The organism is Lacrimispora sphenoides JCM 1415 (genome assembly GCF_900105615.1).
Classification (GTDB): domain Bacteria; phylum Bacillota; class Clostridia; order Lachnospirales; family Lachnospiraceae; genus Lacrimispora; species Lacrimispora sphenoides.
The window spans coordinates 1287513-1303762 of sequence record NZ_LT630003.1 but is presented as its reverse complement, the minus strand read 5'-3'; the positions used below and the strand labels follow the sequence as shown (position 1 = coordinate 1303762).

Below are 16250 nucleotides of genomic sequence, written 5' to 3'. Positions count from 1 at the left end.
CACCTCTTATTTATTATTCACGCTTGTTATAGATGTTGTTTGGGAATGTAGCCTGATATCTGCCACAGAGATGCTGCGGACCGATCGGCTTCAGCCTGGTTTCTGATCTGGTTCCCGGCCGCCCGGAAAGCCGTCTTCTGACTTTCCTTCTGGCCGGGCATGAGAACCGAAAACTGTACTGCAGCGAATGATCAGTGCGAGGCTGCTTCTCTGTTGCCATAACCGCATTACGGGACCGATACCGGCGTCCCCGGGTTACCGGAGCTAGTCGGTTATCTGGTTCCGCTGGCAGGCAGATACCATGTTTACATTTCATAAAGTGGGACACTTAGCAGGTGTCTTTTGATTTCTCTACCATTGAGATACGGTTCCATAACCGGCAGGATTTGAACCTGCAACAATCAATTTGAGCGATCTTGTGGATTTTCCTTCCACCTCGCATTTATATAATTCCTGCGGCATACCGAACTGTATCACAGCCGGCACCATCCAGCTCTAAATGCTGGTATATAGCAGGTAATTACCCTTTTACCACTGCGACGGTCTTTAGCTGAGAGACAATCTCAACCAAATCGGTCTGATTTTCCATCACAGTCTGAATATCTTTGTAAGCAAATCGGCTTTCTTCTGCCACATCTGCCTTTTTCGTTTTACCCAGGACAATCCCCTGTTCTTTCAGATCATTTAAGACCTCTTCACAGCTAAAGGCAGCCATTGCGCCCTTACGGGAATAAGCCCGGCCAGCACCGTGGGAAGATGTACAAAAACTCTCTTCATTTCCCTTTCCTTTGACCACATAGCTGTAGGATCCCATTGCACCAGGAATTACTGCCAGTTCCCCATTTCGGACTCTGGTGGCACCTTTGCGGTGTACCCAGACATTTTTATCATAGTGATTTTCCAAAGCTGCATAGTTATGATGGCAGTTAATCTCGTGACCAAACAAAACCTCCTGGTTTAAATACTTCTGAATTTTAGAGGCAACAATATTTTTCACGTGTTCCATCATCCGGGCCCGATTTTCAAAGGCATAGTCCATAGCCAGATTCATCCATGTAATGTATTCCTGCCCTTCCTTTGAATCAACCGGCAGAAACGCAAGCCGATATTCATCGGGCACCTGTGAATACCATGTCGTATTCAAGGCTCTGGCTTTCTTATGGTAAGCATCACAGATGCTCTTGCCAAAATGGCGGCTGCCGGAATGTAACATAATTCCTAAGTAGCCATCCTGATCTTCCTGCAGTTCAATAAAATGATTTCCACCGCCCAGGGTGCCTACCTGGTAATAAGCAGATTCAATCAAAGGAAACAGATCCGGGTTGCTTTGGTATTGTTCCACCCGAGTAAGAGCTTGATCCAGTACCTGGGATAGCTGTTTTTCTTTATGGGATTTAAAACCCACAGGAACATTTCGCATAATATCTGCGATGATAGTCTGCACCAACGTGCCGTTACCTGTCATTACTTCTTTAAGCGTGGCAGCCTTAATATTGGTAGAGACAAAGTTCATTCCGCAGCCGATATCCACGCCAACTGCGTTGGGAATAATGACGCCGCTGGTGGCTAGCACGCCACCGATGGGCATTCCCATGCCGGTATGCGTATCCGGCATCAGGCATACCCACTTATGTACAAATGGCAGATCGGCCAGGTGATACGCCTGCTCCAAACAGCTTTCTTCTATCTGATCTATATTTTCCAGCCAGACCTTGATCGGCTTTCTTGTTCTTTCATTATAAATAACAAACATTTTTTCATTCCCCCGTTTCCATTTTTTACCATGGCTATATCATAACACCGTATTTTATATTTATCATTTAAAAAAAGTTGCGAACTTAACCATTGTCCTTATATAATAGACTCAATGAATATATTGAAGCAGGAGTACAAAACCATGGCGGAATTCAACGAACTGATCAAACATTTTAATAAAGTACGTACTTATGTACGGGATTTCTATGTCTATGGTTTCAAATCGCGGATGGATTATCCGGAATCCGGCCGGCGAACTTACGACAATGAGCGGCGACGGATTGAAAGTTGGTTTGCTGATTATATTCAGTACGACTATGATTCCAGCCATAAAAAATCGGTTGCCATCACTATGGACAGCAACCGGATCGACAGTAATCCGTTATTTAATGTATGGAAAACCAAAAGCTTTACAAATAATGATATTATGCTGCACTTTTTTTTGCTGGATATGATGCAGGATGGGGAATCCCGCAATGTGGATACCATAAACGATGAATTGATGGAACGTTATCAGGTTCTGTTTGAAGTACAGACGGTTCGTAAGAAACTAATGGAATATGAGCAGAACGGGCTGTTTATGGTTAAAAAAGAAGGCCGGCAGCATTTATATACGGCATACCCGGATTGGCTGACCAACCATCCGGATTTATATAATGGCCTCAAAGAAGCAGCTTCTTATTTTCAGACCGCCGCCCCATTTGGTTTTGTCGGAAGTACCATCCTGGATTCACTCCGGTGCCAGAATGATCATTTTCGGTTTCGCCACGATTATCTGGCACATACCCTGGAGGATGAGGTGCTGCTGCCAATGCTTACTGCCATTAAAGAAAAACAGCAAATTTCAATACAGATCAAGCATATCAGAAGCGGGCATATAAATAAGTTTGAGTGTGTTCCGCTAAAAATCCGGGTCAGTACCCAGACCGGCCGCCGCTACGTGTGTGTCCGTAGGCTGGCAAACGGGCGTCTATCGACTTACCGGCTGGACAGCGTTCAGAGTGTTTCACCGCTTAAATCAGAACCGGATTATGACCGATATTTAACCGGCTATGAGAAGAACAGCCGCTATACCTGGGGTGTTTCCTTTGGATGCCGCCGGGAGCCAGAACGAGTTTGCATGCAGATAAGCCTGGATGAAATGACGGAAGGCTATTTGATCAACAGGCTTAATCGGGAAGGCCGCCAGGGCCAGCTGAAACGAATCCAGCCAGATATCTACGAATATACGATTGAGTGTTGGGACAGTGCTGAGATGATTCCCTGGATTAGAACTTTTACCGGACGCATTCTTAATTTTACCTGTTCAAATAAGCAGGTAGAACTACGTTTCTGGCATGATATGAAGCGAATGCAAAAGATGTATGCTGAGGAAACCAGCGAAACCATGTCTTTAGGAGGACAGTAACATGGAACTCTTTTCAGAAATATATAATTGTTATTATCAGGTTGTTGCCAGAATATTGGAGGAAGCATCCCAGGCACCGATCAGTCCGGCCGAAATGACTAGAATTGCCGAGAAATATGGTTACGATGAAAGCGTGCTTACGATCATTCCTCATCTGCTTGATGGCGACTGGGCTTTGCTTACACCGGACGACAGTGGTAAGAATTTTGCTTCCCGATTGTCGCAGCCAGTCCGCTTTCCACTTACCTCGCTTCAAAAATCCTGGCTGAAGACACTGCTAGAAGATGAACGGATCGGCCTGTTTTTCACTGACGAACAGTTGGAACTGCTCCAGCGGCTATTGAAAGATACCGCCCCACTGTATGTTCCATCCGCTTTTCAATACTTTGATCACTATCAGGATCGGGATGTGATTAACTCCTCGTTTCGGCGGCACTTTCAGCTGATTCTGAAAGCAATAGAACAACACCAGACACTTAAAATCTCCTATTACTCGGTTAAGGGACGACTGATGGAGTTTACCTATCTACCCTGCAGGATTGAATATTCCGCCAAAGACGGCAAGTTCCGGCTCTGCGCCCTTTATCGCCGACGAATTGGCTGGCGCATGGATATTTTACATATCGGACGAATATTAAAGATAGAAGAAACAGGATATTATATCGAAGAGCCGGTTGATATGGACCGATTTACAGAAGATGCTCTCTGTGAGGAACCGATTGTTATGGAAATTTCAGATGAGCGAAATGCTCTGGAAAGAACCATGCTTCATTTTTCCTGTTATCAGAAAAAGGTTGAAAGAGTAGATGAAACAGGTAAGTATCGCTGTTCCATCTATTATGATAAAACCAGGGAAACCGAACTGTTAATTCAGGTGCTGGCCTTTGGCCCAGTGGTACGGGTACTAGGACCGGCTTCGTTTCTGAATCAGATCAAGGAGCGGGTTAGTCGGCAGCAAAAACTGATCTTATCCTTTTAGGGGAACCTTTTAGTTAGTATTGAACTTCCCAAATCAATAACTGATAATCAGTTCCCTTGTCTTCAATCCGCTTAATCCGCCCTTGCAATGTGTCTGTTACAATTTCTTTCTAATGTTTTTCATGATAAATCCGCTTTCAGGTAAAGTGGGTATTCTTGAAAGGCTGTAGTTTAAGTCTTGTTCTGGAACTTCAAAGTCAACTTTGTTAACAAGAAAGTTTAAACTCGCTTTCATCATTTCAATCGTAATACCTTCACCAGGACAGCGATGCCCCTTTCCTGGATCACCACCGCCTTGAGGGATAAAACTAAATGTCCGGTCCTTTTGTTCTTTAAAGCGCTCCGGCCGAAATTCATCAGGATTACTCCATATTTTAGAATCATGATTCATCCCATAAACATCAAGCAGTACAAGTACTCCCTTTTTAAATTCATACTGATTCCATACAAAGTCCTTGTGTACCCTTGCTCCTAAAAATGGGGTAAACGGATAGTATCGGCGAACTTCCTGTACAAACATTTCAAAATAATTGTTATCACCACGCATCAGTTCTTCATGACACTCAGGATGTTCATACATTGCTAAAGCTGTAAAAGTAATGTATGTTGAAATAGCGACAATTGGTCTTATTACGTTAATAAGCTCTTTTGCCGCCATCTGCAACTCCATTTGGCTGCCATCAGGCTCTCTGTGAAAAGCCATTAAATGAAGTGCGGAATCATCTTTAACTATCAGCTTCTCTTGTCTCACATCGTCTATGATTCCTCTTATCCATTCCTCGGTTCTGTTCCGTGCCGTCTTTCCTTTCCAGTATCTGGGTCCAACTCCGCCCAGTCCATCAACCATTGCGCAAAAATCATCTGCCCTGCTTTCTACATCAGATTCCGGCAATGGAACTCCGGTCCAGTAACACGCTATCTTGCAAATAACATTTTTAGCTTCGTGAAATAGTACAACTTCTTCCATATCCGCCCATTTATGAACGGAAGCTTCCATTTCTTTCTCAAAAAACTCCGCAAGTTCCTTTTGATGAACCTCAGTCATTAACGACATAAATAATAGTTTTCGCTGAATATGTGCTTTATTATCCATCCCCTGAATGGCATTAACTCCAAACAGTGTTTTTTGTATTCTCTTTGGCATTGCACCTTTTCGTTGAAATAGCTCTTCATTATAAAAAATCTTACATGCTTCTTCTCCACTAATGCAAATTGCTTTTTCTCCCATGATATGGGTTTCAAAAATATTGCATTTATAAAGATCCATTCTATTTTTGATAAAAAGATATCCTTCTTCCAATAATTTAAGTGTGTGATCTAAGCCTTTATCCTGTACAATTCTCTCTTTAACTTCCATTCCTTCTCCACCTTCAGTTTCTATTATTATTTTTTAACATTGCAGATACTTTGGGGTTTATTATCGCTCTATTATCGATAAATATTCATAGAAAACAGGCCTTAATGCACGGTTTTTTGCAATGAAAGCAAATGGTCACTGATAAAGAGTTCTCAGTTTAAATGAAATAAAGAGTAAACATCATTAAATCATCAACATTGTATTTTCAGTTTTATCTAAACCCACTTATGCTATAGACTCCATGGCCTCTGGAAGAAATGATTTTTTAAAAGGCGGCTGCCATTTAACAACAAAGGGTTGTCAAATGGCAGCCGCCCAATATAGGATTTCTTCTGTCCAAGAACTAAAGTTCCTGCTATTTTGTACCTGTTATCTCGCATTCTTTCGGAGAACGGACATTTGATATCATCGTCTTCTCACAAGCACCATATTTTTTATAATTGCTGCGCCCTTCCAGAATTGTTAATCCATGATTACAATCACTTGACTCATTTTCCGTAGAAATAAAAACATCATTTTCCCAGAAACATACAGGGCAAATGAAACCAACAGCCTCTTTTGTAGGAACAGGATATGTATAATAATCGCAGCATGGGCATTTATATTTCGATGCCAAAACCTTTTTCAATTTCTCTGTTTCCTCCAGTTACATTTTTTTCACCATGCCAGCAGACTTTGGAGCCGAATATTCAAATCCAAATTTTTTATATAGTTCATCTGCCGGAACATCAGCAATCAGACTAACATAAGAATTTTTCGGAATGTTATTCTCCAGGTATGTATTTATTTCTGACATAATCAGTTTACCTAGTCCATTTCCCTGGTATGAGGGGGCAACAGCAATATCTACAATATGATAAAAGCATCCTTTATCCCCTATAACTCTTCCCATGCCAATTAGTTTATCAGAGTCCCTTAAAGTAACAATAAAGATAGAATTTTTCAATCCTGCTTCTGATGCCGCTTCATCTTTTGGACTCAATCCAGAAATTATTCGTAAATTATTATATTCCTGTGCATTTGGAATTTCATACGAAACAGCAATATCCATATTCATATTTCCTTTCCCTCTTTTTTATATTGAAAATCAACTTTCTATTTTATCACTCAAAATATAACCGATATTAAATGGTACGGCTTAATTGTGAAATGAAAATTTAGGTAACCTCGCATACGTAGAAGAAAGTGAACCCGTATTATGCTAATTCTATTCAGGAATTTTATATATGCTTGAATCCCAACGGGCGGATGATGCTGCGGGGCTGTGATATACCACCAACACCAAATTTATCTATCATCTCGGCAGCGCATGGGCTCCATGGTAATGGCCCGATGGAAGGAGTGCATTCGCTTTTTTCACTTCTGTTTCATCACCAAACGTAACACCCAACTGTACCGTTTGCTCCTTGATGTCATTGCTTGCCGCTTCAACAACAGAACAAGATTCTCCTGCTATTGGTAATTATACTACTTTTCTGCTCTCCTTTTAAGTCTTATATCAATATAATAAAGGATTCCCGCTAAAAATGGGAATATAGCCATCAATGCAAACATCATCTCGTATCCTGCAAAAGTAGATATGATACCTGCCAAAACTGCACCGGCTCCGATTCCACCATCAAAACCCGTAAAAAATGTAGCATTTGCGGCACCAGTTCTTTCCTTAGGGACTTTAATAATTGCCATTGTCTGTAAACTGGATTGAGCTGCACCTATGCCGGTTCCATAGATCACCGCACAAATCAGGATAGTAATTAAGCTGTTGCTTACCGAAAGCAGCAGTAATGCGATCGGTATAAGAAGTACCCCCGACCAGACACCCATGCCAAAGCCCCTGCGGTCAACCAGCTTTCCAAAGAATGGACGGGTAATCAGCATACTTATAGCATATACAGTAAAAAACGCTCCTGTTCCTGAAATGGATTTTTGCAATCCATACAGCGCTAAAAAGGTAATGATGGCCCCCCATGTAATCATAATTAAAAATATAACAACAGATGGTAGCGCAGCTTCTTTCGCATACAAAGATGGTCTTGGAACCATTGAACTTTGTACAGCAGGACGGTTATTAAAATTCATGACAAAAACCAAAGAAATAGCAATTATTAAAAATACAGCTGCCAGCATAATATTATTCTTCATTCCAAGCGACAAGGAAATCGCCGGAGCAAGAGCCATAGCAATACTGCTCGCAAGGCTAAAATATCCCATACCCTCAGAAAAACGTTCTTTTTGTATGTTATCAGAAGCTGCCGTGCTGCACGCTGTATTGGCAATTCCCCAAACCATTCCGTGTGCGCATCTGATGACTATGATAATTTCGATCAAAGGAAAAAACCAATACGCCGTTGTTGTTAATAGCATACCGATTAATCCCATAACAAAAATCCATTTTCGCCCGTATTTATCCAATGCAATGCCGGCAAAGGGACGAATAAGTAATGTGGCAATTGTCATGATTCCTTGCAGCCATCCCAAAACACTGTCATTCGCCCCAAGTGATTTCAAATAAGGCGGTAATGCGGAAGGAAATAATTGAAATGAAAAAAACATAAAGAAGTTTACTAATGTTATGATAACTAAATTTCTTGTCCAGAGCTTTGTTTTATTCATTTTCGTACTCTTTCTCTGACAATAGCATATTCTCAGAAATAATATTATTCAAGACCTTCTGCATGAGGGATAGGAGCTGTGAAATTTCAGTTTGAGATAAATCTCTTGTGGATACGTCAATAATTTTCTGAAATATGCTCTGAACAAAAGGAGATTTTTCCCGTCCCTTATCTGTCAGATACAAATGTTCTAACCGGCCATCCTCTTTGTCTTTTTGTCTTATGACATACCCCTTTTCCGTTAAGTTTTTCACTGCTTTTGCGGTAGTAGATTTGCTTATGTGCAAATGTTCACTTAATTCTTTTTGTGACAGACCTTCTCTCAAAGAAATAACAAGGAAAAAGTCATATTGTCCATTTTTTATATCTAAATCATTTAAAGTACTACTAAGCAGAATTTGTATATTGCGATAGATTGCGGCATTTACCTGCCCTATGGTAACGTTATTTTCCATATTAATCACCTCTTTCAATATAGTTTCAAAGGAAACTATCTCTAGCTTAACATAAATTAGTTTCCTTTGCAACTAATTTTAAACTGGTTGCTGTTGCATTAACTCATGCCGCATTCTATACCGAAAATATAACCAGGCTTTATCGACTGACAGCGGTAGATTTACAAAAAAAGGTACTCCAAGCGTTTGTAAAACGTTTGAAGTACCTTTTTCCATATCTTATTCTGCTGCCGGAACCACCGGTATGTCCGTATCAGGAACAATAGTCTCAGAACCTCCACCCCCAGGTCCGATCTCAGAATTCTCTTGCACTTCCGTGGCCTGCGGCTGTGTCTCAGGAGGCGTCTGGGACTCGGTTTCCGCAGGAGGCACCGTGGTATTCCGATTAATGACTGCAGGTTTCCCTTTATAAGTACTATTATGAAGCGGCTCTTCCTTTATCACAGTATCTCCCTTTTTATACACCCGGTAGCTTTTATAAACGCCGCCGGTGGAGCCCTTATCGACTACCTTTTCCGTTCCATAGGGCAATGAAGGATTTTCTTCGTATACAGGCTCCATCGGCTCCAAATCACGAACCTTCTCGGAGCGGATTGTCACTTTTACCCCATCCTCCAGGACAGGAAGCCCCACCAGAGAGATCTTTAAGCTTTTCCCGTCCAGTGCAGCCCGGACCGCCATGGTATGACCGCTGGTATTTATAAATTTTAGATCCGGACCTGCGTAGCCGTCAAAGCTGACCATAGCATCCTGTCCCTTTTCCACATAGGACGGTGCAAAGCTGTGGGCATTGCGCTCCGTGGTTTTAAAGCCGACTTCAATGATGGCATGATACAGAGTGGTGGATACCTGGCACACGCCTCCTCCCGGTTCTTCAATCAGAACTCCGTTCCGGTATGCACCGGCGGGCTGATATCCTTTTTCCTTTGTACGGTTCCCTGTGGTATTGTTAAAGGAAAATTCTTCTCCCGGCTTAAGAATTAGTCCATTGAGAGAATCTACTGCCAGACGGATGTTTTGATTTCTGTTTTTATTTTCCGTCGTCGTCGTGGTAAAGGTTCCAACGACCTCATACTGCTCTTTTGCCTGGGCCTGAGTCATTTCAGGAGATGTTTCCTTAAAATCAGCCATGATTTCAGCCTGGTAATTCTCTGATTTTACCGCTTCCATCAGCTGTTCCACCAGCTTTTCCCGATCCAGAACCCGGCCGTTCTGTTCTTTTGTATACACGAAAGCTCCGCTTGTCTTATTGAAAGACTCCAGCTCGGAATTGACTGCACTTTTATTCCAGCGTTCTGCAAGCGAAGCCGCCTGACTGATAAATGGCTCTCTTAATGCCTCATAATCAATTTCATACTGCTGTGTCTGATCCGGGGGCGTTCCCTCCAATTGCTTTATAATCGCCTGAAGCTGTGGTTCTATGAGATTGTCCAATAAAACCGAATCCTTCCCGTCACTGACAATCAGCTCCCACTGATAACGCTCATTCAGGGTTTCTTCAGCCTCCATTACCGTAAGCCCGGTCAAGTCTGTCTGTCCCACCCTGGCTGCGGTAAGGATTTTATCCTTAAGGTCCGCGGCAGTTCCCTTTTCTGTCTCTCCCACTAACTGCGGGCTGTTGGAACCGGCCCTGGAATACAGATATCCTCCTGCTGACAGGGCTGCTAAGAGCATCACGCCCACTGCTATATTTCTGTTTCTTTTAATTTTTCTTCTTCTTTCCCTGTACTTACCCATAGATTCAATTCCGCTCTCCTTTCATCGTCTGCTCTTTGATGCTTTTCATAATATCCTCGGAAAGCTGTCCCCTTGCATAGCCAAATGCAATTCCAACCCGCGTATAGAACCATCAGGGCATCGTCCCCACACTCTTATCAATGGAAAACCCTAATTCTATATCTCTTTTGCAATGCGAAGGTTTTTGATTCTGTACTTTAATCAGTTACAGTTTATAACTGTAAATATATCATTTACACTACTTTGTGTCAAGGGTTCTGGGAAGATTTCATAACAAAAATTGTCTTCATAAAAAGCATTTTGTCTTAACGAAGGATATCAATTCCGGTAGTAATATAAAGATAGCATAAAGAAAACATTTGATCACTTAACTGCCATTAAATCCTATGTTTAATCAACCGATATAAGATTGTCATGCAAAATACCTAAGAGGTTTATACTTCTGAAAATTACTGTTAGGAGGTTTTAAATGTTTAAATTTACAAGCTCAACATTGATCGGACTTGTATTTGGTGCATCTTTGATAGTCGGATCCGTATTTGTATCTGGTCATGCAGAATTATTTTGGAACGTACCCTCGGCATTTATTATTTTCGGTGGAACCATAGGAGCCACTATAATGGCATTTCCTCCTCAAAGGCTTAAAACCATAGGGACTGTAACTAAAAAGGCATTTTCAAATTCACATTTTGATTTAAAAAAGGATATTACTTCTTTAGTCAGATGTGCTGAAATATCCCGGAAGGATGGGCTTCTGGCTCTTGATAATCATATTGATGATTTAACTGATGATGCATTCTTGAAGATGGGAATTCAACATATCATTGATGGTGCGGATGAAGATCAGTTGAGAAATTTATTGGAAGGTTCTACTTATTTCATGAAACAGCGGCATCAAAAGGGTGCCGCAATGCTGGATATGATAGCGGCTACGGCTCCTGCACTGGGGCTTCTTGGAACCTATGTAGGCCTTATCCCCATGCTGAATAATCTGGATGATGCAAGTACGCTGGGCCCCATGATGGCGCTGGAACTGGTTTCTTCTTTTTACGGAGCTTTTGTCGCCTACGTCATCTTTGCTCCTCTGGCTAAGAGGCTGAAATTTATGAATAAAGAAGAGGAAACAAGAAGAGAGCTGTTGATTGAGGGACTGGCTGGAATACAGCAGGGGAAAAATCCAAGGCTGATCAGAGAAGAATTGCAGGCATTTGCAAATATAGCCCTGGATACGGAAGGGGAAGATGCTGAAAAAACGAAATCTCGTTTTAAATCAAGGAGGTGACTGATTCGTTATGGGCAGATTCCATAGGATTGAAGAGGAATATGAGGAGGAAGAGGCAAGTTGGCAAGACAGCTACAGTGATTTGATGACTGATTTACTTGCTATTTTCGTAATTTTGTTTGCATTTGCCATGATGAATCAGGCACTTACGATTCAGGAAAACAAAAGAGAAAAAGAAGCGGCTGCAATCCAGCAGCAAAACAATTTCGTATCGAATGCAGAAGAGTTCAACAAGCTCTATGAATACATTAAAACATATATAGAGGAAGAACAGCTTACCAATGAATTAAGCGTTACAAAGCTGGGGAACGATCGGATTTTGTTGCGTGTTGCGGCTTCCGTATTTTTTGATTCGGGAAGAGCCGAAATCGATGACGCTGCAGAACCTGTGCTTCAGAAAATTTCTGAAATTTTGGTAACATACCAGGACTCCTTTAAAATGGTCAGGATAGAAGGCCATACGGATAACCGTCCAATCAATACTTATCTCTATGCCAGTAACTGGGAGCTTTCAACAAGCCGTGCCGTTAACGTTCTTAGGTGGCTTCTGGATACCTCCGGAATTGAAGCGAAAAAATTTTCTGCCATAGGCTACAGCGAATATTATCCTGTCGAAGATAACTCTACCAATGAAGGCAAAAGAAAGAACAGGCGGGTGGACTTTTTTATAGAGGGAACAGACGATTAAGCTAAGATTTGATATATCCATTGTGTAGGACGCTGCGTAAAATGAAAAGAAAGCCATTTCCCAACTTCCTAAAAGCAGGAACCGGAAACGGCTTTCTTTTCTTTTAAATTATGTTTTATTTATACAGACATGGCGCTACTTCTGCTGAGTCCATATTCGAGGCGTCGTACCATAGACAGCCTGTGTCTATATCGTTAACCGGTTGTCCAGTTGCCGCCTTTGCTGCCAGCATAACCGCCTGATAACCGATTTGTACCGGATTCTGGGTAATGGAGCCTGCCAAAATCCCGGCCTTTACGGCATCAAGCTGAATGGAGCCGGAATCAAAACCTACACCGATCACTTTATCCGGTCCCAGCTTCTGAAGGCTTTCATTGGCAGTCACCAAATTCTTTGCCGTAAACTCATTGGAAGCATAAATGGCAATCAGATCGTTTTTATTTAACAACGTACTGGCCACGATTACGCAGGCTGCATCATCCACGGTTGCTGGAATTCCCACGTCAATAATCACCTTTGCCCCGTCAGCCTTTACGTTGTACTTGTCATGTCCTTCCACCGCACAGTTGCTTTCTCCGATCAGGGTGCGCATTTTATCGATAAAGCCTCCGGTTCTCTCTCCGATAGACTGGGAGGTGGCATCCTGAGAAACCACACCGATTCTTACTACCTGGGCAGGATCTGTTACCTGTACCTTGATGATGTCGTACATCTTTTCAGCTGCCAGTCCTCCTGCCACATAATTATCCGTTGCAGCATTGGCTACAATGGCGCCTTTTGGCGCATCCGGAACACCGGAGTCAAAGCCTACGATAGGGATGCCTGCCGCCTGGGCATTGGAAATGGCATCCATAGAAGACTGGGTATCAAGGGCCGCCAGACAGATGGCGCTGGGTTGTTTATTAACCGCATTGTTTAACTGCTCAATCTGCTCAGCTACGGCGCTTTCACTGGCCGGTCCTACAAAATTAGTAGATTTTAAACCTAATTCCTTTGCCGCTTGCTCTGAACCCATCTTAACTGCCTTCCAAAAATCATGCTGAAATCCCTTTGCCACGATCTCCACCGATATACTGCTGTAGTCAATTGTACCGCTCTCCGCTGCATTCGGACTTTCGGTCTTTGAAGCCTCTTCCTTCGTAGCCGGAGCCTCTGTAGAAGCAGGTGCCGGAGCCTTTGTCTCTCCGGAACATCCAATCAGAACTGCAGAAGTCATTGCCGCGCATAGGAATGCACCAAGTAAACGATTTTGTTTCATTTGAAAACCTCCCTAAATATTTTTTTATAATTTCCCGCTTTTAACGGAAGATTATTTAATAATAAATGGAATCTCTTTAAGCCTTTCCCTGCTTTCTCCGGTTCAGCACATCCACAAAAACTGCTATCACAAGGACAAATCCGGTAATTAAAAGCTGGTAATGAGGCTGCACCCCTATAAAAGGAAGACCGGTTTTTAAAACAGCCATGATAAATACGCCAATCAGGGTTCCCGCAATAGAGCCTACGCCGCCCGCCAGACTGGTTCCGCCGATAACAACTCCTGCAATGGCATCCAGTTCAAAACCGTTACCCGTACCAGGCATCAGAGTAGAATATACGGCCGCATAGGATACCCCTGCCAGGCCGGCAAATAATCCACTGATGACAAAGGCAAGAGTTTCATATTTCATCACATCCACACCGGACAGCCGCGTGGCCTCTTTATTGCTTCCCAAAGACAGAATGTAGCGGCCCGGTCGTGTCTTATTCAGAAGAACAGCCATAGCCACAGCCAGAATGATAAGCAAAATAAAGCCTGTTGGTATTCCTGCCTGGGGAAGCCCCGGCGCCTTCAGCTTAAAAAGGCTTCGAAAAGCTCCTCCGGAAGCCGTTGCCTGCGGGAAGGTTACGGTAGCTGTATTGGTGACAATAGAGCCTAAGCCTCTGGTAATCATCATTGTTCCCAATGTGGCGATAAATGCCGGGAGTTTCATAACCGATACCATAATTCCGTTAGCCAGTCCGAATAATCCTCCCAGAAGAACAGCCAGAACCACGCACACTGGCATAGGCAATCCGGCCTTGGTAAACAGGGTTCCTGTTATAAGAGAGCAGCAGATACAGGATGTTCCTATGGATAAATCAATACCTCCGGTAATGATGACAAAGGTCACGCCAATTGCCATGAATCCAATATAATAAGAAGAATCCAGGATACTGATAACGGTGCTGTATTTTGCGAAATTTTCCCCAAAAAACCAGAAAAACAGGAATAACACTACTAATGCGATAATTGCGACTAATTTTTGAGTACCGATTGCCTGAAGCAGGCTTCCATGTTCTTTTTTTGCCTGATTGTTTTTGTCTTCCATTTTCATAATTCCTCCTAGTCAATTTCTTATGGTAGCAGCATGCATGATCTTTTCCTGGGTCGCCTCATCAATGGTTATTTCTCCCGTCTTGCGCCCCTCACACATTACCAGAATACGGTCACTCATCCGAAGAACCTCGGTCAGCTCTGAGGAAATCATGATAATTGATTTTCCCTGTTTGACCAGCTCATTCATCAGCGTGTAGATTTCACTTTTCGCACCTACATCGATCCCTCTGGTTGGCTCATCAAAAATCAGGATTTCACAGTCCCTGGTAAGCCATTTGGCAATAACCACTTTCTGCTGGTTCCCTCCGGATAGATTTCTCACCTGCTGATGCACAGAAGGAGTCTTGGTCTTTAAGGCTTTCACGTACTTCTCCGCGGTCCTTACCTCCGCCTTGTTGTCAAGAAACAGCCCTCTGGTAAACTGCTTTACAGAAGACATGGTGGTATTTACCACCACCGACTTTTCCACAATAACGCCATACCGTTTCCGGTCCTCAGATAAATAACCGATTCCAGCCTTTACCGCATCTTTAGGAGAACGGATATCCGCCTTTTTTCCATTGACGAAAATTTCTCCGCTATCCTTTTTATCCGCTCCGAAAATAGCCCTGGCAGCCTCCGTGCGCCCAGCTCCCATAAGCCCGGAAAAGCCCAGAATCTCACCCTTATGAAGTTCGAAGCTCAAATCCTTTACGGTTCTTCCTACATTTAAGTTCTCCACCTTAAGAACCACAGGAGCATCCTCCGGCACGCTGCTTATTGTCTTAGGCGCCTCATAAACGGTCCGCCCCACCATCATGCGAATGATATCATCCTTCGTACACTCCTCAGTAACCAGAGTTCCCACATATTCGCCGTCACGCATGACGGTAACACGGTCCGTGATCTGATTGATCTCATCCATCCGGTGGGATATGTATATAATTCCGATTCCTTTGTCACGCAGGCCCCGGATGATTTTGAACAGCTCACTGATTTCAGACTCCGTCAGGGCCGCCGTCGGTTCATCGAATACAATTACCTTGGCCTCTGTGGAAATAGCCTTTGCTATTTCACACATTTGCTGCCGCCCTACCGTCAGGCGCCCCATATTTTCCTTTGGATCTATTTTTATATTCAGCTTACGAAAGAGCTCTGCTGCATCCTCTGCCATCCTTTTGTCATCAACAAGCCTTCCGCTCATCCTCTCTCTTCCGATAAAGATGTTCTGGGCGACGGTCAGATGATTCATCATATTTAACTCCTGATGAACGATTACGATTCCTGCGTCCTGGGCTTCCTTCGGGTTTTTAAACTGAACTTCCTGTCCTTCAAAAACAATGATTCCCTCGTCCCTGCTGTAAATGCCGGTCAATATTTTCATCAACGTGGATTTTCCTGCGCCGTTTTCACCCATAAGAGCATGGACCTCTCCCCGCTTCAGCTCCAGACCGGCTCTGTTCAGCGCGTAAACCCCTGCAAAGGACTTATCAATATCCTTCATGGTCAAAATAACCTCTCCCACTGATCTCCCTCCGTTCCTCTCCGTCTCTTTAATCTTGCATCAGTATATCAGGATAAGAGTTTTAAAAAAATTGAAAAACCTCCCAAAATAGGTTAAAATATTACTTTTTCAAGTA

15 protein-coding genes are annotated in these 16250 nt (G+C 43.0%); 4 read left to right on the top strand and 11 right to left on the bottom strand.

Features of this window, described 5'->3' with window-relative positions:
• Positions 1-13 precede the first annotated feature (13 nt).
• Together BMX69_RS05765 and BMX69_RS05760 are read right to left on the bottom strand one after the other, a co-directional pair.
• Entirely contained in the window at positions 14-220 is a 207-nt protein-coding gene (locus BMX69_RS05765) for a hypothetical protein (protein WP_166433180.1), read from the bottom strand.
• Positions 221-520: 300 nt separating this feature from the next.
• A complete protein-coding gene (locus tag BMX69_RS05760; protein ID WP_100041810.1) occupies positions 521-1753 on the bottom strand; it encodes an RtcB family protein in 1233 nt (410 codons plus the stop codon).
• 114 nt (positions 1754-1867) lie between these two features.
• Here BMX69_RS05760 and BMX69_RS05755 point away from each other — a divergent pair, with 114 nt between their 5' ends.
• Together BMX69_RS05755 and BMX69_RS05750 are read left to right on the top strand one after the other, a co-directional pair.
• Positions 1868-3163 (top strand): WYL domain-containing protein, encoded by a 1296-nt coding sequence (locus BMX69_RS05755; RefSeq protein ID WP_242941368.1) that lies wholly within the window; start codon positions 1868-1870, stop codon positions 3161-3163.
• Between the two features lies 1 nt (position 3164).
• On the top strand, positions 3165-4142 hold the full coding sequence (locus tag BMX69_RS05750) for a WYL domain-containing protein (RefSeq protein ID WP_054790521.1): 978 nt from the start codon (positions 3165-3167) through the stop codon (positions 4140-4142).
• A gap of 96 nt (positions 4143-4238) precedes the next feature.
• Here the strand turns inward: BMX69_RS05750 and BMX69_RS05745 are convergent, their stop codons facing one another.
• The 6 genes from BMX69_RS05745 to BMX69_RS05720 form a co-directional block, all read right to left on the bottom strand.
• Positions 4239-5498 (bottom strand): cytochrome P450, encoded by a 1260-nt coding sequence (locus BMX69_RS05745; protein WP_100041808.1) that lies wholly within the window; start codon positions 5496-5498, stop codon positions 4239-4241.
• Between the two features lie 355 nt (positions 5499-5853).
• A complete protein-coding gene (locus BMX69_RS05740; RefSeq protein WP_100043783.1) occupies positions 5854-6114 on the bottom strand; it encodes a CPCC family cysteine-rich protein in 261 nt (86 codons plus the stop codon).
• 30 nt (positions 6115-6144) lie between these two features.
• Positions 6145-6555 (bottom strand): GNAT family N-acetyltransferase, encoded by a 411-nt coding sequence (locus BMX69_RS05735; RefSeq protein WP_100041807.1) that lies wholly within the window; start codon positions 6553-6555, stop codon positions 6145-6147.
• A 410-nt stretch (positions 6556-6965) separates the two neighbouring features.
• Positions 6966-8111, bottom strand: coding sequence for an MFS transporter (locus tag BMX69_RS05730; RefSeq protein WP_100041806.1), 1146 nt, complete (start codon positions 8109-8111; stop codon positions 6966-6968).
• Positions 8104-8565, bottom strand: a complete 462-nt coding sequence (locus tag BMX69_RS05725; RefSeq protein ID WP_054790517.1) for a MarR family winged helix-turn-helix transcriptional regulator — start codon at positions 8563-8565, stop codon at positions 8104-8106. The genes BMX69_RS05730 and BMX69_RS05725 overlap by 8 nt, the downstream gene beginning before the upstream one ends.
• A 219-nt stretch (positions 8566-8784) precedes the next feature.
• Positions 8785-10302 carry a VanW family protein gene (locus BMX69_RS05720; protein WP_054790516.1) on the bottom strand — a complete coding sequence of 506 codons (1518 nt, stop codon included), beginning with the start codon at positions 10300-10302 and terminating at the stop codon, positions 8785-8787.
• Between the two features lie 469 nt (positions 10303-10771).
• On the opposite strand from BMX69_RS05720, the gene BMX69_RS05715 reads away from it, so the two are divergent.
• Together BMX69_RS05715 and BMX69_RS05710 are read left to right on the top strand one after the other, a co-directional pair.
• Entirely contained in the window at positions 10772-11584 is an 813-nt protein-coding gene (locus BMX69_RS05715; protein ID WP_100041805.1) for a motility protein A, read from the top strand.
• 10 nt (positions 11585-11594) lie between these two features.
• Positions 11595-12272: an OmpA/MotB family protein gene (locus tag BMX69_RS05710; protein ID WP_100041804.1), complete on the top strand. Its 678-nt coding sequence runs from the start codon at positions 11595-11597 to the stop codon at positions 12270-12272.
• Positions 12273-12387: 115 nt separating this feature from the next.
• On the opposite strand, the gene BMX69_RS05705 is transcribed toward BMX69_RS05710, so the two are convergent.
• From BMX69_RS05705 to BMX69_RS05695, 3 genes are all read right to left on the bottom strand, one after another.
• Positions 12388-13530: an ABC transporter substrate-binding protein gene (locus BMX69_RS05705; protein ID WP_054790512.1), complete on the bottom strand. Its 1143-nt coding sequence runs from the start codon at positions 13528-13530 to the stop codon at positions 12388-12390.
• Between the two features lie 76 nt (positions 13531-13606).
• Positions 13607-14623 (bottom strand): ABC transporter permease, encoded by a 1017-nt coding sequence (locus BMX69_RS05700; RefSeq protein WP_100043781.1) that lies wholly within the window; start codon positions 14621-14623, stop codon positions 13607-13609.
• Between the two features lie 18 nt (positions 14624-14641).
• Entirely contained in the window at positions 14642-16135 is a 1494-nt protein-coding gene (locus tag BMX69_RS05695) for a sugar ABC transporter ATP-binding protein (protein WP_100041803.1), read from the bottom strand.
• Between the last annotated feature and the right edge of the window lie 115 nt (positions 16136-16250).

Bases quoted from the DNA above. Each gene is read 5' to 3' on its own strand.
- BMX69_RS05765 (WP_166433180.1), bottom strand. From the start codon at position 220: ATGGCAACAGAGAAGCAGCCTCGCACTGATCATTCGCTGCAGTACAGT.
- BMX69_RS05760 (WP_100041810.1), bottom strand. From the start codon at position 1,753: ATGTTTGTTATTTATAATGAAAGAACAAGAAAGCCGATCAAGGTCTGG.
- BMX69_RS05755 (WP_242941368.1), top strand. From the start codon at position 1,868: ATGAATATATTGAAGCAGGAGTACAAAACCATGGCGGAATTCAACGAA.
- BMX69_RS05750 (WP_054790521.1), top strand. From the start codon at position 3,165: ATGGAACTCTTTTCAGAAATATATAATTGTTATTATCAGGTTGTTGCC.
- BMX69_RS05745 (WP_100041808.1), bottom strand. From the start codon at position 5,498: ATGGAAGTTAAAGAGAGAATTGTACAGGATAAAGGCTTAGATCACACA.
- BMX69_RS05735 (WP_100041807.1), bottom strand. From the start codon at position 6,555: ATGAATATGGATATTGCTGTTTCGTATGAAATTCCAAATGCACAGGAA.
- BMX69_RS05730 (WP_100041806.1), bottom strand. From the start codon at position 8,111: ATGAATAAAACAAAGCTCTGGACAAGAAATTTAGTTATCATAACATTA.
- BMX69_RS05725 (WP_054790517.1), bottom strand. From the start codon at position 8,565: ATGGAAAATAACGTTACCATAGGGCAGGTAAATGCCGCAATCTATCGC.
- BMX69_RS05720 (WP_054790516.1), bottom strand. From the start codon at position 10,302: ATGGGTAAGTACAGGGAAAGAAGAAGAAAAATTAAAAGAAACAGAAAT.
- BMX69_RS05715 (WP_100041805.1), top strand. From the start codon at position 10,772: ATGTTTAAATTTACAAGCTCAACATTGATCGGACTTGTATTTGGTGCA.
- BMX69_RS05710 (WP_100041804.1), top strand. From the start codon at position 11,595: ATGGGCAGATTCCATAGGATTGAAGAGGAATATGAGGAGGAAGAGGCA.
- BMX69_RS05705 (WP_054790512.1), bottom strand. From the start codon at position 13,530: ATGAAACAAAATCGTTTACTTGGTGCATTCCTATGCGCGGCAATGACT.
- BMX69_RS05700 (WP_100043781.1), bottom strand. From the start codon at position 14,623: ATGGAAGACAAAAACAATCAGGCAAAAAAAGAACATGGAAGCCTGCTT.